At 68.7% G+C, this 23056-nt stretch carries 20 protein-coding genes; 11 read left to right on the top strand and 9 right to left on the bottom strand.

The genetic code is table 11. The features are described 5' to 3' along the window. Positions 1 to 123 precede the first annotated feature (123 nt). The 4 genes from ACY466_RS04645 to ACY466_RS04630 all read left to right on the top strand — a co-directional run bounded on the left by ACY466_RS04645 (position 124) and on the right by ACY466_RS04630 (position 9152). Positions 124 to 738 (top strand): hypothetical protein, encoded by a 615-nt coding sequence (locus tag ACY466_RS04645; protein ID WP_463250190.1) that lies wholly within the window; start codon positions 124 to 126, stop codon positions 736 to 738. Between the two features lie 239 nt (positions 739 to 977). Next, positions 978 to 6986 carry a helicase-related protein gene (locus ACY466_RS04640; RefSeq protein ID WP_463250188.1) on the top strand — a complete coding sequence of 2003 codons (6009 nt, stop codon included), beginning with the start codon at positions 978 to 980 and terminating at the stop codon, positions 6984 to 6986. Between the two features lie 572 nt (positions 6987 to 7558). Then, positions 7559 to 7777 carry a hypothetical protein gene (locus ACY466_RS04635; protein WP_463250186.1) on the top strand — a complete coding sequence of 73 codons (219 nt, stop codon included), beginning with the start codon at positions 7559 to 7561 and terminating at the stop codon, positions 7775 to 7777. Between the two features lie 208 nt (positions 7778 to 7985). Beyond that, complete coding sequence (locus ACY466_RS04630; RefSeq protein WP_463250184.1) at positions 7986 to 9152, top strand: hypothetical protein; 1167 nt, start codon at positions 7986 to 7988, stop codon at positions 9150 to 9152. Positions 9153 to 9165: 13 nt separating this feature from the next. Here the strand turns inward: ACY466_RS04630 and mobF are convergent, their stop codons facing one another. After that, positions 9166 to 15321 carry a MobF family relaxase gene (gene mobF, locus ACY466_RS04625; protein WP_463250183.1) on the bottom strand — a complete coding sequence of 2052 codons (6156 nt, stop codon included), beginning with the start codon at positions 15319 to 15321 and terminating at the stop codon, positions 9166 to 9168. Between the two features lie 194 nt (positions 15322 to 15515). Here mobF and ACY466_RS04620 point away from each other — a divergent pair, with 194 nt between their 5' ends. The 3 genes from ACY466_RS04620 to ACY466_RS04610 are packed head-to-tail and all read left to right on the top strand — an operon-like array spanning position 15516 to position 16634. Beyond that, positions 15516 to 15890, top strand: coding sequence for a hypothetical protein (locus ACY466_RS04620; protein ID WP_463250181.1), 375 nt, complete (start codon positions 15516 to 15518; stop codon positions 15888 to 15890). Then, a complete protein-coding gene (locus tag ACY466_RS04615; protein ID WP_463250179.1) occupies positions 15887 to 16450 on the top strand; it encodes an HNH endonuclease in 564 nt (187 codons plus the stop codon). Before ACY466_RS04620 ends, ACY466_RS04615 begins: the two co-directional genes overlap by 4 nt. Before the next feature lie 40 nt (positions 16451 to 16490). Beyond that, positions 16491 to 16634 (top strand): hypothetical protein, encoded by a 144-nt coding sequence (locus tag ACY466_RS04610; RefSeq protein ID WP_463250178.1) that lies wholly within the window; start codon positions 16491 to 16493, stop codon positions 16632 to 16634. 191 nt (positions 16635 to 16825) lie between these two features. On the opposite strand, the gene ACY466_RS04605 is transcribed toward ACY466_RS04610, so the two are convergent. Together ACY466_RS04605 and ACY466_RS04600 are read right to left on the bottom strand one after the other, a co-directional pair. Then, entirely contained in the window at positions 16826 to 17452 is a 627-nt protein-coding gene (locus ACY466_RS04605; RefSeq protein WP_463250176.1) for a DUF6308 family protein, read from the bottom strand. Further along, a complete protein-coding gene (locus ACY466_RS04600) occupies positions 17449 to 17802 on the bottom strand; it encodes a hypothetical protein (protein WP_463250174.1) in 354 nt (117 codons plus the stop codon). Before ACY466_RS04600 ends, ACY466_RS04605 begins: the two co-directional genes overlap by 4 nt. A gap of 173 nt (positions 17803 to 17975) precedes the next feature. On the opposite strand from ACY466_RS04600, the gene ACY466_RS04595 reads away from it, so the two are divergent. Then, a complete protein-coding gene (locus ACY466_RS04595; protein ID WP_463250173.1) occupies positions 17976 to 18251 on the top strand; it encodes a hypothetical protein in 276 nt (91 codons plus the stop codon). On the opposite strand, the gene ACY466_RS04590 is transcribed toward ACY466_RS04595, so the two are convergent. Beyond that, positions 18245 to 18742 carry a hypothetical protein gene (locus ACY466_RS04590; RefSeq protein WP_463250171.1) on the bottom strand — a complete coding sequence of 166 codons (498 nt, stop codon included), beginning with the start codon at positions 18740 to 18742 and terminating at the stop codon, positions 18245 to 18247. The genes ACY466_RS04595 and ACY466_RS04590 overlap by 7 nt on opposite strands. A 213-nt stretch (positions 18743 to 18955) precedes the next feature. Between ACY466_RS04590 and ACY466_RS04585 the strand changes: the two genes are divergently transcribed. The 3 genes from ACY466_RS04585 to ACY466_RS04575 all read left to right on the top strand — a co-directional run bounded on the left by ACY466_RS04585 (position 18956) and on the right by ACY466_RS04575 (position 20864). Further along, positions 18956 to 19357, top strand: coding sequence for a hypothetical protein (locus ACY466_RS04585; RefSeq protein ID WP_463250169.1), 402 nt, complete (start codon positions 18956 to 18958; stop codon positions 19355 to 19357). Further along, positions 19354 to 20340, top strand: a complete 987-nt coding sequence (locus tag ACY466_RS04580) for a hypothetical protein (protein ID WP_463250168.1) — start codon at positions 19354 to 19356, stop codon at positions 20338 to 20340. The genes ACY466_RS04585 and ACY466_RS04580 overlap by 4 nt, the downstream gene beginning before the upstream one ends. 107 nt (positions 20341 to 20447) lie before the next feature. After that, complete coding sequence (locus ACY466_RS04575) at positions 20448 to 20864, top strand: thermonuclease family protein (RefSeq protein WP_463250165.1); 417 nt, start codon at positions 20448 to 20450, stop codon at positions 20862 to 20864. A gap of 231 nt (positions 20865 to 21095) precedes the next feature. Here the strand turns inward: ACY466_RS04575 and ACY466_RS04570 are convergent, their stop codons facing one another. From ACY466_RS04570 to ACY466_RS04550, 5 genes are all read right to left on the bottom strand, one after another. Beyond that, positions 21096 to 21440, bottom strand: coding sequence for a hypothetical protein (locus ACY466_RS04570; RefSeq protein ID WP_463250163.1), 345 nt, complete (start codon positions 21438 to 21440; stop codon positions 21096 to 21098). A 103-nt stretch (positions 21441 to 21543) separates the two neighbouring features. Next, positions 21544 to 21930: a HicB family toxin-antitoxin system gene (locus ACY466_RS04565; RefSeq protein WP_377383889.1), complete on the bottom strand. Its 387-nt coding sequence runs from the start codon at positions 21928 to 21930 to the stop codon at positions 21544 to 21546. Beyond that, positions 21927 to 22130: a type II toxin-antitoxin system HicA family toxin gene (locus tag ACY466_RS04560; RefSeq protein ID WP_222684257.1), complete on the bottom strand. Its 204-nt coding sequence runs from the start codon at positions 22128 to 22130 to the stop codon at positions 21927 to 21929. The genes ACY466_RS04565 and ACY466_RS04560 overlap by 4 nt, the downstream gene beginning before the upstream one ends. Positions 22131 to 22191: 61 nt before the next feature. Further along, on the bottom strand, positions 22192 to 22434 hold the full coding sequence (locus ACY466_RS04555; protein WP_463250161.1) for a hypothetical protein: 243 nt from the start codon (positions 22432 to 22434) through the stop codon (positions 22192 to 22194). Then, positions 22434 to 23051: a DnaB-like helicase N-terminal domain-containing protein gene (locus ACY466_RS04550; protein WP_463250158.1), complete on the bottom strand. Its 618-nt coding sequence runs from the start codon at positions 23049 to 23051 to the stop codon at positions 22434 to 22436. Before ACY466_RS04550 ends, ACY466_RS04555 begins: the two co-directional genes overlap by 1 nt. Between the last annotated feature and the right edge of the window lie 5 nt (positions 23052 to 23056).

Genomic DNA, 23056 nt, shown 5'->3' with positions numbered 1-23056 from the left:
CCCGGATACGGGCGGTTCGGGTCGCGCAGACGTCTCGCCCGACCCCAGGAGCGCACACCGTGGCCAAGAATCCCGACGATGACCAGCTCGATTTGTTTGCCGACGCAGAGGACAGTGATAGCCATGATCGACCCGACAACGCAGGACGTGATGAAGCTCTACCTCGAGCACGTGGGTTTGCCGGCGGAGCTGAGCCCGGAGGACCAGCAGGAGTTCCTCGAGAGGGAGAGCGAGCGAATCGCGGAGCGGATAGACAACATGAAGATCCACATGCAGGACCAGGTGCTGACCCGGTACGTGCGGGACAACGGGGAACCGGCTCCGTACCTGGAGCAGGTGGGTCTGATCAATCAGGCGTGGGCGCAGGCGACGGACTTCGTGATCAACGAGGAGATCTACAACCAGCTCCCGGAGGACATGGAGGCGTACCCGCCGGACCAGGAGAGCGCGGAAGCGGAAGCGGAGCGGGACCGAGCGCGGATCCAGGTGCACAAGAGCGACCCCGAGAGGTGGCGGAATCCGCTGAACTGCGCCGACCCGATCGAGTCGACCCGGTCTCTGATGCGCCTGTTGTGGAAGGACAAGCCGGTTCGGTTCCAGTACTACGCGGTGCACCTTCTGCAGGCGAGGATGGAGGACGACCAGCGGTACCCGACGTCCCCGCAGCACCCGCTGTATCCATCGTTCACGAGCCTGCTCGACGAGAGAGTGGCCGAGTACGCGGCAAGCGGAAAGTAACCCGCCGCAGCGAAAACGACGCCCAACTGGACCTGTTCGCGTTCGACGCCGACGGAGCCGCACCAATAGATCCGGCCTCCACCGACGTCGGAGGGTCAGCGCTGCCCACCCCACGCGACCCCGCCGAACTCGTCGCCGAAGCAACGGACACCACCGCTGCACCGACCCCCGCAGTCGTTCCGACAGCGGTCCCTACCCCGAGGCCGACGCCTGCCTCCGCTCCGACACCGGCGGAGTTGGTGCGCGACGCCTACGGGCGGCTCGCGCGGGAGGACGAGGCCTCGGTGCGGCTGGTGCGTATCCGCGCCGACCTCGCCGGCACCCTGACCGACGACCAGATCACCGAGGCGCTGCTGGGGATGCGCCGCGACGGCGACATCTCCCTGATTCCGGAGGAGAATCAAAAGACGCTCGAACGCGAGGATCACGCGGCCGCAGTGACGTTCGGGAACCAGAACCGGCACCTGTTGTCCATCGACGGACGTCGCGTCGATCAACTCCTGAGCGCACCGCCGCAGGTGGTGCAACGCGTCGAGGTCGCACCCGAGGCGGTTGGGTCGGAACCGGTTGCGCCGAAAACGGTGGCGAGCACGGTCGAGGAGACGGTGACCGCCCCGGACGAGAGCGTGGACACCGCCAACGACGTCACGATCCGCACCGAACCCGATACTGCCGCCCTCGACTCCGCTACCCCCGATCCCGTCGAGGCGATGTGGACCGTCGAGCCCGTCGACTTCCGACCCGGTACCGACGTGTTGGTGCCATCCGGAACCAAGGCGCGAGTGACGGCGAACATCGACGCGCTACGCACGTTGGCCGCGATCACCGCACAGGACCGCTACGCCACCGAAGCCGAGCAAGCGGTGCTGGCCCGCTGGTCGAGCTGGGGCGCGACCCCGCAGGTGTTCGACCCCCGCCGCCCCGACTGGGCAACCGAACGCGAACAGATCCGCGACCTCCTCGACGACACCGCATGGGGACAGGCGCAACGCACCATCCTCAACGCCCACTACACCGACCCGGCGATCGCGGCCGCGATGTGGAACGCCACGATCCGAGCCGGGTTCTCCGGCGGACGGGTACTCGAACCGGGGTGCGGCGGCGGCACGTTCATCGCCCACGCCCCGGCGTCGGCGCAGATGGTCGGCGTGGAACTCGACGCCACCACCGCCTCGATCGCCGCGGCACTGTCCCCGTCGGCGCAGATCCGCGCCGAAGGATTCGAGAAGACCAACGTCCCGCAGAGCTCGTTCACCGCCGCGATCGGCAACGTGCCGTTCGGCGACTACCGGCTCTACGACCCGGTCCACAACCAGGCCAAGCACTCGATCCACAACCACTTCATCGTCAAGTCGCTCGCACTGACCGCCCCCGGCGGCTACGTCACCGTTCTGACCTCCCGCTACACCCTCGACGCCCAGAACCAGCGAGCACGGCGTGACATCGCCGCCCTGGGCGACCTGATCGGCGCGGTCCGGCTGCCGTCCAACGCATTCCGGCTGGTCGCCGGGACGGAGGTCGTCACCGACATCCTCGTACTGCGTCGCCGCGAGGACGGCAAGAAGCCCGCTCCGCTGACCGACCGGTTCCTCGGCCTCGAGAACGCCACCGCCCTCGACGACACCGGCGAGGACAAAGGCGTACCGATCAACGCCGTCTACACCGACCACCCCGAATGGGTGCTCGGAGAGCTGCGGGTCGGGCACGGCATGTACGGGGAGGACACTCTCTCCGTCGCCGCCCGCGCCGGGGCCGATCTCCCGACGCTGGTCGAGGACTCCCTCGCCGCGATCGTCGACACCGCGAAGGACGCGGGTCTCGGTCACACCGCCTCCTGGCGGGACACCCTCGGTCCCACCCGCGAGGACTTCGAACGAGGCCTGCTCGCGGTCGGCCTCGCCGCGGAGGACGAGCTGGCGGTGGGAACGCTGCGCCACGACGAGCAGGCCGGCACCATCGAACGCTGGGACTCGCTGACCTGGGAGCCGGTGAACACCCGCGGCGCCAAACAGGTCGCCGAATGGGGTCAGCTGCTCTCGATGCGGGACACCGTCCATGCTCTCATCACCGCTCAGCGCGACGGGGGCACCAGCACCGGTCAGCGACAGGCGCTGCGGGAGATCCTGGGCGAACAGTACGACGCCTACGTCGCCCGCTACGGGCCGATCAACCGCTTCACCATGACCGTGCCCAAGGACCTCACCGAGGCGCAGCACGAGAAGGCTCTGGACAAGCTCATCGAGACCTGGCGCAAGGACGAAGGCGTCGCCGGCGACCCGTACGCGGGGGAGATTCCCGAGGACGTCTACGACCGACTCTCCGACGACGCGTGGATCAACCCCAAGTCACCGACGAAGCTCCAGAGCCACCTGGGCAGGGCTCTGCGTACCGATCCGACGTTCGCACCCGTCCTCGCGTTGGAGCACTTCGACGACGAGACCAGGACCGCTCGTAAGGCGGCGATCTTCCACACCGACGTGCTGCACTCACGTGAGTTGCGCACGCACGCCGACACTGTCGACGAGGCGATGGCCATCTGCCTCGACGAACAGGCCCGCTTGGACGTCGGACGGATCGCCGAGCTACTCGGGACCACCACCGAGCTGGCCGAGACCGCGATGGAGGGCCGCGCGTTCCGCACCCTCAACGACCCGACGCGGTGGGTGTCATCGTCGAGCTATCTCTCGGGAAATGTACGCCGCAAGCTCGCCGACGTCGAAGAGCTGGCCGCGCTGGACCCGCGCTATCAGGCCAACGTCGACGCGCTGACCGCGGTGATCCCGCCGCGCAAGACCGACGTCGACGTCTCGCTCGGTGCCCCGTGGGTGCCGATCGAGGTCTACACCCGGTTCGTCCGGGAGACGTTCGAAGTCCCTGACCATGCCGATGTGACAGTCGAGCGCGCATCGGGTCGATGGACTGTGGCAGTGGATTCCTATTCAGGGATGCGCACACAAGATCTCAAATGGGGCCTGATGCCCAAACGCGGGAGTTGGTCGACGGAATACAACTTCGAGCACCGCCCCGCCGAGGATCGCGGTATCAGCAACGCCGGTATGCGTGCCGGGGACTACAGCTGGAAGGAACTGCTGACCGATCTGCTCAACAGCGATCCCATCGAGATCGCCAGCTCCAAGGAGTTCAAGGAATCCGCCGGCGCACCGGCGGTTCACGACGCGGCGACCCGCGCCGCGCAGTCGAAGGCCCGGCGGGTTGCGCAGGAGTTCGGGCAGTGGGCGTTGCACGCGGACGAGGAACGCCGAGAGCTGCTGCTCGACATCTACAACGACAAGTTCAACTCCCTCGTCGCACCCGTCCACTCGGGTGAGCACATGAGCTTCCCCGGCCTCGGGGAGAAGTACGCGCCGTATCCGTACCAGCGCAACGCCGCCGCCCGGATCGTCTCCGAACCGACGGTGCTGCTCGATCACGTCGTCGGGGCCGGTAAGACCGGCACGATCCTCATGGGGGCGATGGAACTCAAGCGCCTCGGGTTGGCCGACAAGCCGTGGGTCGTGGTGCCCAACCACATCATCGACCAGGTCGTCCGCGAGGCCGGCCAGTGGTATCCCGGTGCGCGGATCCTCTCCGGGTCCGCGGCGACCGACGCCGACGGCCGACGATTGCTCGTCGCGCAGTCCGCCTCGCAGGACTGGGACATCGTCATCGTGCCCCGCTCGGCGTTCTCCTCGATCGGTGTCGATCCCGGTACGAAGGCCGAGTACATGCGCGCTCAACTCGCCGATCTGAATGCAGAACTGGCGGAGGCATCGGCGGACCTGACTACGAAGCGACTCGAAGCGATGAAGGCCAAGCTCGAGGAAAAACTCAACACGGCGCTCGAACAGGCCGGGAAGGACCGCGGGCTGACGTTCGAAGCGTCGGGGTGCGACTACCTGTTCATCGACGAGGCCCACGAGTTCAAGAACCTCGCCCGCGCCTCCGGGGTGACCGAGCTGGCCAACGAAGGGTCGCACCGGGCCACCGACCTGGACCTCAAGCTGGGTTACCTGCGGGCGATGCGGCGCGAGGAAGCGATCACCAAGGGCATCCCACCCGAGGAGTACACCGAGCGCGTGGCCACCTTCGCCACCGGCACCCCGGTCGCCAACTCTCTCGCCGAGCTGTGGGTGATGCAGCACTACCTGCGCCCGGACCTGCTCGACGACGCCGGCGTCGGGCAGATCAACGACTGGGGGTCGACGTTCACCGACACCGTCGAGCGCGTCGAGCTGAACTCGTCCGGATCGCGGCTACGGGCCGTCACCCGGGTTGGTGAGTTCACCAACGTCGGTGACCTCATCGGCATGACCAGCGTCTACACCGACGCCGTGACACGCGATCAGGTGCCGGCAAACCTGCCGGTCAAAGACGGCGGCCGCAACACCGACGTCACGTTCACCCCGGCCCTGGAGGTGCAGGACTTCATCGCCGACCTCGGCTACCGCGCCGACACCGCCGACGCCAAGCGGCCAGACATCGACAACGCGCTCAAGGTCGCCAACGACGGCCGCAACGCCACCCTCGACCCCAGGGTGGCGCACCTCGACGCCGCTCCCCCGGCCCACTCGCGGGCGCACATCGTCGCCGAGCGGATCCTCGCCGTGCACCACGACACCCGCGAGAACACCTACCTCGACTCCGCTGGGGAACCGCACCCGACGCCGGGGGCGTTGCAGATCGTGTTCTGCGACCGCTCCACCCCGAAAGCGGACGGTTCCTGGTCGATCTACGACGGCATCCGCGAGGAGCTGATCGCCGGCGGCATGGACCCCGCGAGCATCGCCTACGTCCACGACTACCCGAAACCGTCGGAGAAGGCGCGGCTGTTCGAGATGTGCCGCACCGGTCGGGTGTCGGTGGTGTTCGGGTCCACCGAGAAGATGGGCACCGGCACCAACATCCAGGACCGCGCCGTCGCACTGCACCACGTCGACGTGCCGTGGCGACCGGCGGACCTGGAACAGCGCGAAGGCCGAATCATCCGGCAGGGCAACCAGAACGCCCACGTCAAGGTGTTCAACTACGTCGCGGAGAAGACGTTCGACACCGTCATGTGGCAGACGGTGCACCGCAAGGCGCACTTCATCGAACAGCTCAAGAAGGCCGACCGCACCATGCGCCGGGTGGTCGACCTCGACTCGGACTCCCTCGCGGAGAACTCCGCGATGACCAAAGCCCTCGCCACGGGCGACGATCGGTACATCCGGCAGATCGAACTGGACTCGCAACTCCAGGAGCTCCAATCCGAAGCCGACTCGCACTTCGCCGAGCAACGCTCCATCGAACGTGACCGCGACCGGCTGCGCCGGGAAGTGCCGCGGGCACGTGAGCGCATCGCCGTGCTGGGAGAAGCGGCCCCGAAGCTGCAATCACGCCGCGACGCCGAACAGTGGCCCGGCATCACCGTGCGCGGCACGTTCTACAGCAAGCGGAGCGAGGCAGCGGCGGCGATGGCCACCGCGCTGCAAGGGACGTACCAGTCACTCAAAGGCGAGGGCTTGACCAAGTCGGTCATCGTGGCGGAAATGAACGGGTTCCCCATCGAGGCGCGGCGCCCCGCGCAGGACAGCGCCCTCTACCTCTCGTTCTCCGGCCTCGGGTCGTCGACGAAGGTCATCGAGCCGGCGGCGCTGTATCCGCGGATCGGCGACGGCGATCGCAGCCAACACGCACTCGGCCTGCTCACCCGAGTAGAGAACATGGCGTACACCGTCGACAGTGACCTGCTCAGGGCCCAACGCGACCTCGACCGAGACGGGCGCCGCCTCGACGCCCTGGAGCTGACGGAACTCTCCGACTTCCCCAAAGCCCGCCAGCTCAAGGACCTCTCGGACGAGGTCTCCCGCATCCGGCGCGAGATCAAGGAGTCCGAGACCAGTCCGGAAGCGATCGCCCGCGACCAGGCCCGCGCCGAGCGTGCAGCAGCGAAGGGACGCGAAAAAGGCTGGTCACTGATGCTCAACCCCACCAGAGCGCTCGTCGAAGACCTCGGCATGGAAACCGCGGACGACGTCCGCGCCATGATGCGCGACGCCGAAGCCATCGCAGCGCAAACCCTCCGCGACGCCGGCGGCACCATGAGTGCGGAGTCGGGAACCGACGACCAGTCGACCCGGCCCGGCGGGTTCCTCCGCGCCCTGGACCACGACACCGGAACACCAGGAGAGTGGAAGGCACCCGACGACAACACCCCGGACCACGGCCATGACGACGGACCCGACAACGGGTACGACCTCGACACGTGATTCCCAGGAGACGGGACGCTCCGGCTGCGGCGCAGCAATTCTGATGGGTCGCAGCCGGTCCAGATCGAACAGTTTCGGTGAGGACAGGCATTACGGCCGTGGGTGTCGTCGGCCGACGGGGTCCCGCGGCTTCCCGCGCTGTGAAGCAACCGCCATGTTTACGTGATCGGGGCAGCTGAACCATCTAGGGACAGGAGGTGCTGCGCCGCCGACCAGCGCAGTGTCCGTAGCCTTCCGCACGGCGTGGCTCCCATAGAGAAATCGTGTAACACGGCGGTTGCTCCACTCCGATACGGAGACGAGTCCTCAACGGTTGGAGAGCTGTGAACATATCGACCTGTATCCCCACCAAGCGACTCTTGATCGCTGTGTCCGCGCTGGCCACATTGCTAGTTGGGTGCTCTGACGAATCCACCGAGAGCCAAGGCTGTTCCGAATCTCCCTCGGTCCCCTCGTCGTCGTCGGACGACTGGTTCGCGGCGGTTTGCCAGCCGGGAACCTTCGCGGACGGACAAGGCCCAAGCGCTCTCACGGGCGCCGACCAAGGTACTGCGTACTGTTACAGCAAGCCTATGGGCAACGAGCCGCTTGGCGCCCCGATCTACATCGGTACCTACTCTTCTCGGTTCAAAGCGGACAACGACGTCTACTACCTCGGTCCTTACGCCACCATCAACACCCAGTCCGACCTGGTTCAGGTCTTCGCATTGGGCGCTCCAGGTGAACCGTCGGCACCTCTACAGCCGTTGGCCCGTTTCGGCTTCGAGTTATTCCCGTCCGCTTCTGGTTGAGCATCGCGACCGACACGAACGATTCAAGCGCGCCCTTTGCGCTTGCACGGCAACGATGTCTCATGATTCCGCTGGTCCGCGACGGTCCGGGACGCGATCAAAATAGCCGCCGGCGGACACGGAATGCTCGGCGGTGATGAATGCTTCACGTCCGCACGGTGGTCGGGGAAATTACGGCTCTTTGGCCCCTGAGCCGTATCGTTCGAACATGATTTCCCTCCCCGGCGTCGAAGAGACGATCACGGTTCTGAAGAACGGTCCGCTACGGGACTTCGGCCAACCATCGGAGACACCCGGCGCTCAAGGGCCGTCGTTCCGGAGAAAATTGACGCCGACGGAGGTTCCGGTACCGGCATTGTGGAGAGTTGCTCTTGAACTGGTCGACCTAGAGCCGCGCGGACCAGGGGAAAAAATTGCGTGGTCGATCGAGTTCACATTCGGGACCACGCCATGCGCTCTGACACACGAGAAGTTCGGCGCTCGGCTGTACGTCATAGCCGACGACGCAGACCAGGCTGAAACGGTCTCGAACCAGATCATCAAAAAGATCCGTTCGGCAGTCAAATCGGTTGAGAAGCTGATCAAGAAAGAAGCGCCCAACCTTCTGGGACAGGGCCACGCCACCGTGGTGAACCAGCACCTTCAGCTCCACCATGCCTACGAGTACTTCCGCGAGAAAGCGCTCGCACCCAACGTCATCGAGTCCGTCACTACGGAACACCTATCCGCTGACGGCACAGTACACGGTTGGTCGACAACAAATGGTCCGGCTCAGATGCGCGTGAACGCGTTCCACGACCTTGTTGCGTCAATCACCGCATACCTGAGCCTTCGCGAACACGATTTGGTATTGGCCCTGGCGTTTCAAGGATTTGACCCGCAGACGGACAATGTGACCGAGATGATCGCGAGCTCGTGGGCCGACAAGTACGAGCGAGTTCTTGGCACGAAAGATCCCGCGCCCACGTACCGTGCACGTCTGTACGAGATCGTGGAGCGGTGGCGTAATACGTACGCTCACGGCGGATTCGGGAAGGAACGCATCGGTACTAGCGCGGGCGCGGTCTACCTTCACGTTCCTGGGGTGGGAGCCCTACCCGTCGGCCTCACCAACGTCAGCACCAGCCCGCTGTTCACGCTGTTCCCTGCGACCCCCACGGACATCGAAGACGTCTTCACGTTCTTCGACGAGTTCGACGCGTGGCTTCGAACGACGATGCCGGGTGCGATGGCCTGGGTCGAATCGGGCTTGGACGTGCGCTTCGACCAGAAGTTTCGCGACGAGGCCGCGGCGGCTATAGCCGCCGGGACACTTGACGAGTACATGCACGGCGTAGCCGAAGAGATAGACCGCTTCGAGAACATGGACTTCTGACCAGAAAGAACCCTCACATCCCGCGGTCGTTGTCGTATCGGCGCTCGGCCTCTCGCGCACTGTGATCGTGCTGCGGTTCGTAGCCGACCTGTGTGGGGCTTTGCCCGCTGCCGGGAGCGGACGCGTCTGCCAGGAGGCGTGCGATGTGCCGCTGCGCGTTCCGATCGACTGTCTCGGTTGTAGCGTTCCGGCTCTCGGTGTCGGTGACTCCCTCGATTGTCGACGCTTGCGCGGCGCTCGCTGTGGGCCTCATGGCGCGGATGCGTTCCTCAGCGTCGTGACGCTCCGACGCCAGGGTCACCGCCCGTAGACGTCGACCGTGTTCGGTGATGGCGGTGTCGAAGACAGCGGCGGCCGCGAGGTCCGCGGCGCGGCGCTGCGGATCGGTGGCACGGGCGATGATCGTCGGCCACTCACTCGCCTCCGCCTGCACGCGGCCGGCCGCGTTCTCGGCGGCGCGCTTCGTGTCGCGGACCTGGCGGGCGAGCCGGTCGGTTCGTGTCCGTGCGTCCTCGACGGCGGGTTCGAGTGTCTTGCGGTCGCGGCGCTTGGCCCCGGCCAACTGGTCGGTCAGCGTGGCGTGTTCGGTGCGTGCTGCGTCGTGCTCTGCCGTGATGCGGCGCAGTTCGGCGTCGAGCTCGCGGGCGGCGGCGATGGCCGCGGCCTGCTCGGCGAGGTGGGCGTGGAGCTTTTCGGTGTCGGCGACGACGGTGGGCTCGGTGCGTCCTCGGCCGGCGCGGTCGACGAACGCAGCGAGGTCCGCGTCCGGAACGAGGCGGATCGGGTCCTGCTGCATCCGCGCCAGCAGCTCGGCGTCAGCCGCCGAGAGCGTGGTCTCGGGTTCGGCCTGCGTCGTCTCGGTGACAGGCTCTGCCGACGGCACGGCCTCGGTGACCGTGACGTCCTCTCCTGCCACATCCAGTGGAGGTTCAAAGTGCACGACGGGCACCAGAGTGGGTGCCTCCATTGCTTCACGCCGGGCGGCGGCTTCGGCGCGCCACAGCGCCGACTCGATGCGGCCGGCCTCGGCCTTGAGGTCGGCGAGGACACCAAGGTCGATGTCCTCCGCGGCGCCGCGGGCGGCGATGACGTCGATGTTGGTCACCGCTCCCCCGTCAGCAGCGGTGATGCGCTCGTACTCGGCGGCGGCGACCTCGGCGCGGGCGCGCGCGACGGCTGCGGCGTCGTCGGCGTATCCGGCGCGCCAGATCTCCCAGTCCAACGTGCGCTGCGCGAGTAGTCGAGCGTCCTCGTCGTCACCGGCGGCCGCGACGGCTGCGGCGACGTCGCCGCGGACGACGGTGTCGATGTGGTGCCAGAGCGCTTCGGCCTCGAATGCGGCGTCCGTCCAGTCCTGGCGGGCGTCGAGCATCGCCACCCGCGCCGGCTTCTGCCGGTCGGCCCGTTCCTGCATCTCGATCACCAGCGGTGCGCTGTGCGCCATCGCGGGGCTGGTGCCGTCGGCGATCGCCGCACGCAGCGCCCGGTACTGGGCGGTGGCCTCGTCGAGGTCGGCTCGAAGGAGCCGGATGCGTTCGTCGCGGGTGACCGTCGGGTACGGCAGGGCGACCCTGGCGTCGTCGAGCATCGCGTCGAACGGGTCCACGACGGCGGGCTCGTGCTCGACGTCCGTGTCGTGCGGGGCGGCGTCCGGCTCGGCGACGGGCTCGCTGTCGTACCCGTCGTACTCCGGCGGCGGCGCGTCGTCGTACTCGGTCGGTGCGTCCAGGGCGTCGAGGGAGGCGAGGTAGTCGGCGTCCGACTCGACGGGGATCGACGGGGACGCGTCGTCGACCGGCCCTGCGGCGTTGACGGGTGCGGGGAGCCTGCCGGGGTTGGCGAACTCGGGCGGCAGGACGTCGCCCGCGGTGTCGCCGATGGTCTCATCGACGGGGGCGAGTGCTTCCTCGTCCTCGACGGACAGCGGTTCGATGTCGGGGCCGATGTAGGTGCGGGCGAGGTGGTTCTCGCGCACCAGCATCTCGGCGCGCCAGGTGAGCGCCTGGGCAAGCTCGTGCGCGGGGACGGTCAGTCCGTGATCGACCGGGTCGATGCCGCCGTGCAGGAACTCGTACGCAGTACCGAGGAGTTGGCCGGGCGTCCACATGCTCGGGTCGGCGGCGTCGACGGTTGCCACCAGCGCCGGCCAGGACGGGTCGGACATGACGCGCACCGCGGCGTTCATGCCGACCAGTTCGGTCAGCACCGGTGCCCATGACGGGTCGAGGTCGGAGCCGGTGCCGTCCGCCTCGAGCGCGGCCACCGACAGCTCACCGGACAGCCGCCACCACAGGGCGGCGGCGGGCAACTCGTCCGGCAGCGATGCCTGCGCGAGCGAGCCCCGCACCATCGCGTGCACGTCGATACCCGCACGGGCAGCGGCGGACAGGCGGTCGGCGAGGACCGGGAAGTACGGGTCGCGGGCGATGTGGTGGTCGAGCTCGTCGACGAACGGTCGCCACCGCTTCACGGCGTCGTTGGTGGCGCCGACGACGGTCTCGGCGCGGGTGTCCAGGCGGCGTTGCGCGACCGCGGATGCGGCGGCGTACTGATCGGGTCCGGTGGGTCGGCGGTCGGCGGGGTCGACGTCGTGGGCGGCGCGGAACACCGCCAGGTCGGTCAGCAACCGGGTGTCGGGCTTGTCGGTGAGGAATGCTCGCGCCCACACCGGTGCGGTCGTCGGTGTCCACGTGGCGACGTCGGCGGCGATGCGGTCGCGGTGGGTGGTGATCGTCTCGGCGCGGGCGTCGAGGTAGTCCGCCCACTCGGGCTGCTTGCGCAGTGCGGCGGGGACGGCGGGGAGCCAGGGCAGCGGTCCGCGGCCACCGGCGTGGCGTCCGGTGGCGTCGAGTCGCCAGTCCAGGACGGCGGCCTTGTCGCCGGCGGTGCTGAGGTCGCGGCCACCGATGGCGGCGGTCAGCGCGGCGACGGGATCCTTGCCTCGGGCGGCGAGGATCGCGAGGTGTCCACGCAGCACGGGCCACGCGGCCTCGTCGGTGAGCCCGGCGATCGCGGTTTCGGCGGCGGTGTCGATGGTGGCCATCGTCTCCGGTCCGGCGAGGACTTCGCACGCGGTGGCCACGGAGTAGTCGTAGGCGTTCGCCGCGGGTGCCAGTGCGAGGTGCGGGTCGGCGGCGGCGGCGAGGGTGGAGTGCGCGGAGACCTGTGCGCCGTCCCTGCGGAGGATGGCGCGGAAGTCGTCGACGGCGGTGGGGGGCAACATGCCGCGTTCGGTCATCGCGGTGTGCAGGTCACCGTCCGACGTCGTCGCGAGGTACATGTGGTTGGCGAATCGGCCGCGGGTGAGCGCGACGTACGCGAGCTGGCGGGTTTCCTCGCCGGTGGCGACGACGTGACAGGTGTCGGAGGTCGAGCCCTGCGCGGAGTGCACCGTTCCGGCGTAGCCGAGTTCGGTGGAACTGCGGACGTAGTCGGGTGCGAGGGTGACGGTGCGTCCGAGTTCGAGGTGCCGCACCACCAGGTCACCGCCCGCGGTGACGTCCTCGACGGTCCAGCGGTCACCGTTGCGGACCCAGTCGGTCTGCGAGAGCGGGTTGCGGCGGTCGTTGGAGCGGGTGCGCACGATGTCGCCGACGCTGGCCTGCAAGCCGTCGGAGAGGACCACGGTCGGGCCGACGGGGTCGTCCGACGCGGCGAGGCGGTCGCTGCGGGCGCGGGTGTTCAGCTCCGCGACCAACTCGCGGGTCGGGGCGAGGAGCAGTGCGTCTTTGCCGGCGTCGCGGTCGGCGGTCCACGCCGTGTAGGCGTCGTCGGTGACAGTGGCGATTGAACCGACGTGCAGCCGGGAATGGTCGATGTAGAAGCCGATCGCGGCGTCGTCGCCGTCGCGCAACGCCAGCGACGCTGCGCCTTCGGCGGCGCCGGTGACCGGGTCGCGGAAACGCACCACCTGCGAGAGGGTCAGCGCGCCGACGCGGTCGGCGATGTCGCGGAGCACACCGCCGGAGGCGACGGCGGCGAGTTGTTGGTCGTCGCCGATCAGCCGCACCGTCGCACCGCGCGCGGCGAGTGCGGACACCGCTTCGTCGAGGTCGCGGGTGCCGGTCATACCGGCCTCGTCGACGATGATGAGGCTGTCCGGGCCGATGTCGGTGTACCACTGCGACACCGGTGCACCGTCGCGCAGGCGTCGGGTGATGTCGACGAACTTCGCCAACGTGTCCGTCGTGGTGGCGATGTCCTGGCGCAGCACCGCGGCGGCGGCGGCAGTCGGGGCGAACCCGACGACCCGGCCGCCCGCGTTCTGCCACGACCGCGTCAACGCGTTCATCGCGGTGGTCTTGCCGGTGCCCGCGGGTGCGAGGGCGAGTTGCACCTTCGCCCCCGAGGTGGCCATCGCGCGCACCAGGGAGCGTTGTCCGGCGTTGAGGTCGCGGCCGTTGGCGACGGATTCGAGCAGCGCCATCTCCACGTGCTCGTCGGCGATGGCGACGCCGTCGGTGCGTGCTGCGAGGGCAACGATGCGCGCTTCCGCGTCGAGGACGTCGGTGGTGGTGAACAACGTCGCTTCGTGGCGGGTGTGCACGTCGAATCCGTCGCGGCGACGCATCACCGCAGGGGCGAGGTCGGCGGCGACGTCGTCGCCGACCTCCTCCCCCAACGACACCGCGAGATCGGTACTGCACGCGCGGTCGGTGACCGCCTCGACGAGTTCGGTGATGCGCTCCGCCGGCGGGTTCACCGACCGGACACGGCGGATCGCTTCGGCGCGGATGTTGTGCCGCCGGTACCGCGAGCGTGCGCGGGAGACGACCTCGACGACCTCGGCGGCGCACTGCTCGACCCACCGCGGATCGTCGACGTCCACGCTCGCCGAGGTGCGGGTGCGGCCGGTGACACCGGCGACCATCTCCGACACCAACTCCGGTGACCCGAGGACCTCGATCGCCTCGGCGCGCCACCCACCGCGCTGCTCGGCGTGACTGCGCGGCTCGTGCTTGGCCTCGCGGGTTTCGAGAGTGGCGCGCTGCGCGAGACCGATCGCTTCGACGGCCGTCGGCTCGCGGTGATGGTCGAGCTGGAACTGCCGCGACAGCTCCGCAGTGCGCGCGGTGATCGCCGCGGTCCGTGAGGACCACCGCTCGGTGAGGCGGTCGTCCATCCCGACGATCTCGCGCACGGGACGTTTGCTGCGGTCCTCGCTCGGGCGGTCGGCGAACTCCACACCGATGCGCTCACGCAGGTGCGCTTCGAGTGCGGTGTTGTAGACCTCGGAGGCGGGCACGTTGTTGCGGTACAGCGCCGCACCGTCGAGCGCGAGCCACTTGACGGTGCCGTCCGGCAACGTGGTGGAAACCTTGTTGCTGATCGCGACGTGGGTGTGCAGATTCGGATCCCCCGCACGCGAGTCGCGGTGCGTGAACGCAGCCGCGATCAAACCGTTCGCATCGACCTGGGCGACACCGCCGTTGCCGAGCCGGGTGAAGCACGCGTGCTCTTCGAGGTACTCGAGCGCCGCACCGATCGCCGCATCGTGGGCGGCTTCGATCTGCTCGGCCACTTCCCGCGGCGCGACCGCCCACAGCGCCGACACACTCTTGACGGGAGTGAAGGTCAGGTCGAATCCGGCGACGGCTTTGGTGTTCTGCCGGCCGGACTTCGCAACCCACCCGGACAGTTCACGCTCGTCGGCGGGTGCGCGTCCGTACTCGCGGGCGAACATCTCCGTCGCCACCCGGGTGCGGATCTTCGCGCGCTCCTCCGCGTCGATCGGCGCGTTCCACTTGTCGTCGCCGGCGAGGTTGTGCTCGACGAACGCCTTCGCGCAGGCGATGCGGTAGTCCGAGGCTCCGTTGTCGATCTTGAACGCCCGACCCAACCGGATCGACGCCGCCGCAGCGCGGGCCGCGTTCGTCGCCGACGCCCCCGCCGCCAACTCGGCGGCGAACGTCTCGGCGTACATCGTGTCGGCCTGCGGGTGCAGACCGTCACCGAACAGCGCCTTCATGTGCGCTTCGGAGACCTGGCTGCCCGCGCCGATCGACTCCAACTCGGCCAGGCCGGTCCCGGTCCACCGGCCGGGCGATTCGCCCTTCTCCGAGTAGTACTCCGACAGTGTGGCGGCGCCTCGCTCGGTGGAATCTGCTGCTGCAACGTGCCTGGTCAGGTACGTGTACCCGTCCCCGGCAGTGAGCTTGTGCAGACCCATCACAGACCGAACCGTACCGCAGGTGACCTAAATGCATGAGGTGTGTGGGATTTGGGATGTGTGATTAAGGCGTAGTCGGTTTGGCGGACGCAGGTTCGTCGGTGGTGCGGGGTGACGCTGGCGGATCGGCGATGTGGGAGGAGGTTGTGTCAGGAATGGCGAGATTGTCGGATCGTGGGGCTACGGTGTCGGGCATGGCAGCGACCGGGACACGGCAGAGTGCGCGGGCGCGGGCCCGCGCGGCGAACCAGGCGGTGATCGCGGCGCGGCGGGTGCGCGACGAGGCGAACATGGTCTCGTTGACCGATTACTTCGCCGCCGCCGACGCGATCGAGGCGGCGCGGCTGACGATGGCGCGGGCGATCTCGGATATTCGCGATCGTGAAGGAACGGTGACCGCGGCGGCCGCGTTGGCCGGCATCACGATCGGTGACGCCCGCAAGCTGCTCGCATTGCTCGCCGACACGGCTGCCGACACGGGTGCCGACACGGGTGCGGGCGAAAGCGGCACCGAACCGTCCCAAGACAGCGGTGACACCGTCGATGCCGGCGCGGTCGAGGCGTCGTGACCGCAGCGGTGGCACAGCTTGCCTTGTTCGGCGACGCCGTCGGCGCCACCGACACACCAGCGTCGCCTGCGACGTGGACGTGGCGTCCACTCAAAGCGCCCCTACCGGAGGAGACGGTGCGCCGCTTCCGCGCCAAGATCGTCGTCACCCCGGGTTGTCACTACTTCGTCGGTGCGGTGTCGAACCCGGACGGCTACGGACGGTTCACCTTCACCGACGGCGACACCCCACGCACCCTGTCCGCGCACCGCTTTGCGCTGCTACTGGCGCACGGCGACCTCGGCCGCAACGTCGTCGGCGAGCACGACTGCGACGAGACGTTGTGCGTGCGCGTCGGCGACGGGCACCTCAAACTCGGCACCCAAGCGGCGAACCTCGCGCACGCCGTCGCTACCGGCCGGCACCTCGGACCGACCCCCGCCTACCGCGACCCGCGCGGCCGATACGGGCGCGCGGTCGCCATTCGCGACGCACTGCTCGACGGATACGACCCCGACCGGCTACGCACCGCCCTCACCGGAACCGACGCGGACACCATTGCCGCCCCGACGCTGTTCTGAGCGTTAGCGTTCTCCGCAGCCAACAAACTGGGATCCAGTGGTGTCGCGTGCACGAGCCGCGTTGGTGGTGGCGGCACTGCGCAAGTCACTGCTGACCTACGGAGAACTCGGCGCCGCTATCGGTGTCCGGGGTGTCGACCTCCGCAACCAAGCGCGCTACATACTCGACCATCTTTCCGAGTAGAACCACCGCGACAATGAACCGTCGCTCGCCGCGCTGGTCGTCAACAGCAAGACCGGTCGACCGGGCTCAGGATGGACCGACGGTGTCGATAGCAGCGGTGTCGATATCGAGTGGCACACGGAAGTGCGCCGCGTGTTCGACCACGACTGGACCGCGTCGCCGCGCACCTGACGACGCCTGCCGCCGGCGCTTCAGTTCGACTTGCCCCACATCCAGCTGACGACGTCGAGGACGCGCAACGCACTGACGTCGTCGGGCAATGCTGCGGCCGCTCTGATCGTCAGTAACCGGGCATTCAGGGCTCCGTTGTCGACGCGGAGGGCCTCCCTGATCGGGTCTCGGTGAACCTTGACTGTGCTGAGAACGCGGGAGACAACGGTGTCGTAGATCGGCACCAGTCGAGGCCGTTTGCGGGCCATCAGCTTGGTGGCTTTGGTCAGTTGGATATTTGGAATGCTCCGCAGTTCTGTTTCCAGCGCGTACAGGGGCGCGTCGGGTGTCAGCCCGTGTTGTTCGTCGACGAGGTCTCGGTCGGGTCCGACTGCTTCCAACAGCGCGGTTAATCGTGCTGCGCGGTTGACGAGGAGCTCGCGTGCTGCGCGCGCATCGACAGCGACGGACAAGAACGTGATCGCGACCAGATCGTCGGCGGTGAAACGGTTGGCATCGGCCGCCCGAGTCTGCGGCGCCCAGCTGTCGAAGAAGGCGCCGGTGTAGCACCCGCTGTCGAGGTAGGTCCGACCGTAGTACTCGCGGAGGAGCACCACCGCATCGTCGTCGGTGGAGGCCGTGAGAGGCGGTGGGAGAGTGACACTCACGACGCGAATTCTGTCAGGTCGTACGCGGACTCGGAACGCGAAACACCATTGACCAACAGTGCGGTCACCGACTCCGAGACTGTCACGCAGGCGTTCACGACAACAGTTGTCGCCCCGTCGAGACAGGCGCGGTCGGTGCGCGCGAACGCACGCGGAAAGAGCCAGAACGGGATCGAACCGGTGTCGTCGACGAACAGCCCACGCGCCCACAATCCCGACTGCTCGTGCCGCCTGACCATCACCTCGACAAAGGACCCGACCAACACGGCATGGGTTCCGTTCTCGACTTTCCCGTCGAGCACATCGTGGACCCGAATCCGCGGCTCGATTGATGCGCTGTCATCTGCCATCGGGGGAGGCTCCCACACGACGCCGACAATCCAGCGACCCACACGTGCGACCATGCTGCAGCGCCGCGACGGTCGCGTGTCGTACCCCCGGTGTAGACAGCGGGCACACACCTCGTGCGCGCCGCGCTGATCCGCCGTTCGTGGTGCACCACCTGACCGACGGGAGACCGCTCGTGCTCACTCCACTCGTTATCGCCGGCGGAGGACTGCTAATCCTCCTCGTCCGCCACCTCGCCGACACCCGCCGCGGTGTCGTCGGGTTCGTTGCCAACGCGCTCGTCGTGATCGGTGCGCTCGCCGTCGGCGCTGTCGTCATCGGCGCACTTGTCGCGGGCGCGGCCGTGCTCGCGCTGATCGCGGCCGTGTGCCTGTTCGCCATCCCGCTCGCGCTGCTCGGCGGATCGGTCGGCAACGGCAGCAAAGGCACCTACCCGCGCCGCCACTACTGACCCTCGCGACGCCACCCCACCACATGACGTTTGTCGAACAGGTCCCGTGAGTAGATCGCAGACGCAATCACCGCGACCGCACCGATGCCCACAGCGAGCCGCCAGTAGTCGGCTACCGCCGTCTCCTCGACGCCGATCCACGCCATGAAGACCAGCACGGCCCCCGCGACACCGACACCCGTAGGGACAGCCACCACCACCGCTCGAACCCACCCCGGCGCGGTCGGGGCCAGGACGCGCATCACCGCCCGCACTGCGAGCGCGACAAGAACGGCCGTGCCCCCGAGCAACGTGCACACCACGACCACGGTGATCGGAACACCCGCGAAGACCCACGCCACGAGGCCCAAGAGGTTGAGGCCGTCTTGGGAGATGTCAATGGCAATTACGACGACCCAGGTGACGATGGTGCAGAACGCCGGCCAGAGCATCGCCTGCACCCGCCAGCTCAGCCCGGTGCGTCGATAGCGAGGGTCGTCGGGGTCGGGCACACCTCGAGCCTCCCACGTCGCCGAGCGGTGTCGTCGGTGATGCGTGTGTCGGTGTCGTGTTCTACAGTCGTCGGTGTTCGACCGTCGATGAGGGTCACGGTCGAGCGTCCATCACCGGTCGTCACACACCGCGTGTGCACACCACCGCTGCTGCGGGGGTGCACCTTTCGCGTACCTGTTGTGCGGCCGCCGACGCCCCCACGAGAGGCCCTCATGTCTTCCATCACCACGCTCGACAAGGACACCGTTCTCGCGCGCGCTCGCGCCGCGATCGACACCCGCACCCGCTACGTCGAATCCCTCTTCGACGCCGCAGCCGCCGCCTCCGCCGCACACACCGCAGCCGAAGCCGCCCGCAGTGCGGCGGCGGACGCCGACACCGCACTGGCGAAGGCGTACAAGGACGCCGTCGACGCCGGCTGGACCCCGGCCGAACTGAAATCCGCCGGCCTGCCCGCACCGACCTCCCCGCGCAAGCCGTCGCGGCGCGCGTCGGGTCGACGCACCCGCCCCACCACCGACACACCCGCCGCCGACACCACGGCCGCCGACGGACCCGGCTCGGCCGGCGACACTGGGTCGCGCACCGCCGAAGGTGCGGAGGTGCACCAGTGACGCCACAGTCGGTCGTGGAAGCGGTGATCGCCGACCGGCGAGGCGACGGCAGCGGCCCACGCCGCGTGCACGCACACGGAGTGTTCCCCGACGAAGCCGCGGCGACCTGCTTCGTGCGCCACCAGCTCGTCGCGCTCCCGGTGCGCGGAGTGACCGACCTGCACGTGAGCCTGACCGCGCTGGGTGCAGACGACACCTCGCGGCCGCTGCGTGATGTCTCCGGCGACGCGGACACGGTCGCGGCCGAGTTCGACACGCCCCCGGCCGTCGAACGGGACCTCGCCGCAACACTGACCCGCGCCGCCCGCAGTCGCCGCGTCGACGTCGCCGCCGTCCTCGAACGGGCGGCGGCGACCGCCGCGGCGAACGTCGGCGGCGCGGACCTGCTGCTCGCGGCCTCGCCGGAGTCGGTGGCGGCGCATCACGTGTCCGCGTTGGCCGGCCTGGGCACCGATCCGGAGTTGCCGCTGCTGCGGCGCACCGAGCCGGTGGTGCTCTACTTCGCAACGCGCGACCAACAGCTCGACGACTACGGCATCCGCGAACTCTGCACGCGGGACACCGTGGCCATCCGGGCGGAGCTGCGACGCGCCGAACGTGACGGCGGGCCGCGGGAGGAGTTGGAGGCGGAGCTGGCGGCGGTGCAGACGCTCTACGAGGCGGACGTCGAGACGTACGTGGGGACGTGGATCGCGGCGGCGAGGTCGCGGGCCCGCGACCTCGGGTTGCGCGATGATGTGCCGGTGCTGCTGTCGACCGACGAGACCGAGAGCTACGACGACGGGGACCTCGAACCGCTCTACGACTACGCCTTCGCCACCGTCGCGTTGCCGGGGTGCGGGTACACCCCGACCACCTACCCGCACCGCGACACCGGCGGGATGCCGGACGTCGAGGCGTTCGTCGACGCCGAACGCACCGCACACCGCTCGTACCGGGATCGTGTTGCGGCGACCCGCGGCGGCCGACGGGTGCCGACGTGACCCGCCGGGCCCGTGCGGCGGTCGCCGTCGGTGTGGCAGCAATCGCGTGTTCGGGATGCGTGCCTGGCGGTACGTGCGACGCCGGGCCACCGAGCGAGGTGGGTGAGGTGACGAACGTGGTCGACGGAGACACCGTCGATGTGGCGACCGCGTCCGGGACGAAGCGAGTACGCATCCTCGGAATCGACACACCCGAGACCGTCAAGCCCGGCTCGCCGGTGCAGTGCTGGGGGCCGGAAGCCACGGAGTTCGCGATCGCTGCGCTCTCCGGTCAACGTGTTCGCCTGCTGTCCGACGCCGGGCAGGACGACGTCGACGACTACGGGCGGGTGCTGCGCTACGTACTCGTGCAGCCGTCCGGTGAGGACTACTCAGTCGCCGCGGCCGAGGCCGGCGCTGCCCGCGCGTACGTCTACGACGACACCCGTCCTCCGCAGTTGGCCGGCGAGATCGCCGCCGCGCAGGACCGCGCCGACGCCGCGGGCCTGGGGTTGTGGGGACCGCCGTGCCACGGCGGCCTCTGACAGAGTCCCGCTCAGACGACGAGAGCCGCAGACCAGTGGTCTGCGGCTCTCGTTGTTGTGTGGGACGGTGCTCGCCAGTGCGCCTCTCGGCAGGTGGCCGCTCGTAGCGGCGAAGGGGTGGTACCCGGGGCATTGGGACCGAACACCGTCGGCCTGTCCAACGACGGGGGTACCGAGGGTATTCCGGTGTCGTCGACCGGTGAGGCCGCTGCAACTCGGGCGAGGTGCGGTTCAGCGGGGATCGTGCAGCCACGGCCGGTCGGCGCGGTCGTCGTCGGCGACGGCGGTGGTGAGCGACGACGGCCGCTGCGACTGTTCCGGCCGGTCGGTGGCCGCCGATCGCCGCGGCCGGTCGTGTCCGCGCACCAGCATCGACATCGCGATGAGGGCGAACACCACGGTCAGAAACAGTCCGCCGTCGGCGGCGGTGAGGTTCCCTCCCGATGCGAACCCGCGCTCGGCGGTCGCGTTACCGACCAGCATCACCGAACACATCGCGATCACCAGGACGAGCAGGGCGAGGGTCAGCTTGGTCAGCAGCGGCATCGAACTGGTGGCCTTACGGAAGTCGGGCACGGGGAGATACCTCTTTCGTCTGTGCGGTCGGACGATGCCACGGGGCACCGACACGAAGCCGGCCGCCGGTGGGCGGCACACGTCGGGTCGGGAACTGCGCTGGTCAGGTGTTGACGAGCTGACTGACGCGCTGGAAGGTCACCCCGAGCAGGGTTCCGATGTCGCGGACGGGGACCTGGGCGGCGGCGAGTTCGCGGGCGAACGCGGCGGTGTCGGCGCGGACCTTCGCCTCCTCGGCTTCGAGGCGATCGCGGCGGGCGCGAATGTCGGCCACGCGGGCGGTGAGGTCACCGTCCCCGGGTGCGAGTTCGACGTGCACGTCGATACTCACCTCGTCGAGTGCGGTGCCGGTCTCGAGGGCCACCAGTTCGCGGGCGGCGGTGTCGACGTCGCCGAGTCGGCGGGCTTGGGTGAGGGCGTCCAGTTCGGGCACGGCGACCATCCACCACTTGCCGTCGCGGGTCACCGACACCGTGTAGGTCGTGCTCACTGCTCTCGAGCCTCCTTCATGGCCTTGACGATGTTGCGGTACACACCCGGCGAGATGGTGCGGTGCCCGTCCGGGACGGTGATCTTCACCGACCCGTCGGCGGACACCCACATCGTGTGCGAGCCGACCGTGCGGAGCGGGGAGAACCCTGCGCCGCGGAGTTCCTTCTGCACTTTGCGAGTGGGCTGATCCGCGACCATGACTCTAGTCTAGCCTACTGGACTGTTTCTAGTCAATCGCGCTAGACGAATGCGGGTGACGTCAGAACAGGACGTGTTGTGCGTCGGCGGCGGCTCGGTCGCGGTCGGCGCACCACAGGGTGTGCAGGTGCCGGGCGACGCGGGAGTGCACACTGAGGTCGTCGGCGAGCGTGGCCCAGTCGGCGCCCCGGGCGAGTTCGGTGTCGAGCCAGCGGCCGGCGTCGACTCCGTCTGCGGTGAGCGTCCCGTCGGCGGTGAGGTACCGATCCGGATCCGCGACGGCCGCGTCCTGGTGCTGCGTCATCACTGCATTCCTCCTGCTCGAAAGGCATTCAGGCGGTTCCACGCGGCGCGCTGCCGGCGGCCGAGCTGGACCATGTAGTCGAACAACTCCTCCTCCGGTCCCTGTTCGGCGGCCTGGGTGATCCGCTGGCCCGCGATGTGAAAGCTCCGACGGTAGGACTGGGAGAGCACGATGTCGACGTAGTGCACGGCGGAGACGGCGGGGGCGTCGGCGGTGACGACGTCGGCGAGCACCCGCCGCAGCGGGGCGTCCTTCTGCCCTCCCCCGGCGCGGTGGATCACCGCAGCGACGGAGGCGGGGTCGTGCGGCCGGTCCTCGGCGATGAGGGCGGCGATGACGGTGAACAGTTCCGCGTGCGCGGGGCTGGCGAAGTCGCCGGGGGTGAGGGCGGTGGCGACGCGGGTCGTGTCGGCGGACTCGGCGGACCACATGAGGGCGCAGAGGGTCAGCGATTCCGGGTCGGTGCGCGGGTCCAGTTCGCCCTGCTCGTCGAGCTCGTCGGCGGCGGTGGTTTCACGGTCCGGTGCGTCGTCGGGTGCGAGGTCGAGGACCGCAGCGTCGCGGCCGGCGGGGTGCTCGTCGGGGCCTTCGGTGGGGACGGCTCGGAGTGCGCTCACGGCTC

This window comes from Rhodococcus sp. K11/5, from assembly GCF_055193735.1.
Note: the sequence above shows the minus strand (reverse complement) of the source record. Positions and strands in the feature narration are given on the sequence as shown.

Excerpts from the sequence above, each read along its gene's own strand:
- ACY466_RS04645 (WP_463250190.1), top strand. The coding sequence starts at position 124 with ATGATCGACCCGACAACGCAGGACGTGATGAAGCTCTACCTCGAGCAC.
- ACY466_RS04635 (WP_463250186.1), top strand. The coding sequence starts at position 7,559 with ATGGGCAACGAGCCGCTTGGCGCCCCGATCTACATCGGTACCTACTCT.
- ACY466_RS04630 (WP_463250184.1), top strand. The coding sequence starts at position 7,986 with ATGATTTCCCTCCCCGGCGTCGAAGAGACGATCACGGTTCTGAAGAAC.
- mobF (WP_463250183.1), bottom strand. The coding sequence starts at position 15,321 with ATGGGTCTGCACAAGCTCACTGCCGGGGACGGGTACACGTACCTGACC.
- ACY466_RS04620 (WP_463250181.1), top strand. The coding sequence starts at position 15,516 with ATGGCAGCGACCGGGACACGGCAGAGTGCGCGGGCGCGGGCCCGCGCG.
- ACY466_RS04600 (WP_463250174.1), bottom strand. The coding sequence starts at position 17,802 with ATGGCAGATGACAGCGCATCAATCGAGCCGCGGATTCGGGTCCACGAT.
- ACY466_RS04585 (WP_463250169.1), top strand. The coding sequence starts at position 18,956 with ATGTCTTCCATCACCACGCTCGACAAGGACACCGTTCTCGCGCGCGCT.
- ACY466_RS04560 (WP_222684257.1), bottom strand. The coding sequence starts at position 22,130 with ATGGTCGCGGATCAGCCCACTCGCAAAGTGCAGAAGGAACTCCGCGGC.
- ACY466_RS04555 (WP_463250161.1), bottom strand. The coding sequence starts at position 22,434 with ATGACGCAGCACCAGGACGCGGCCGTCGCGGATCCGGATCGGTACCTC.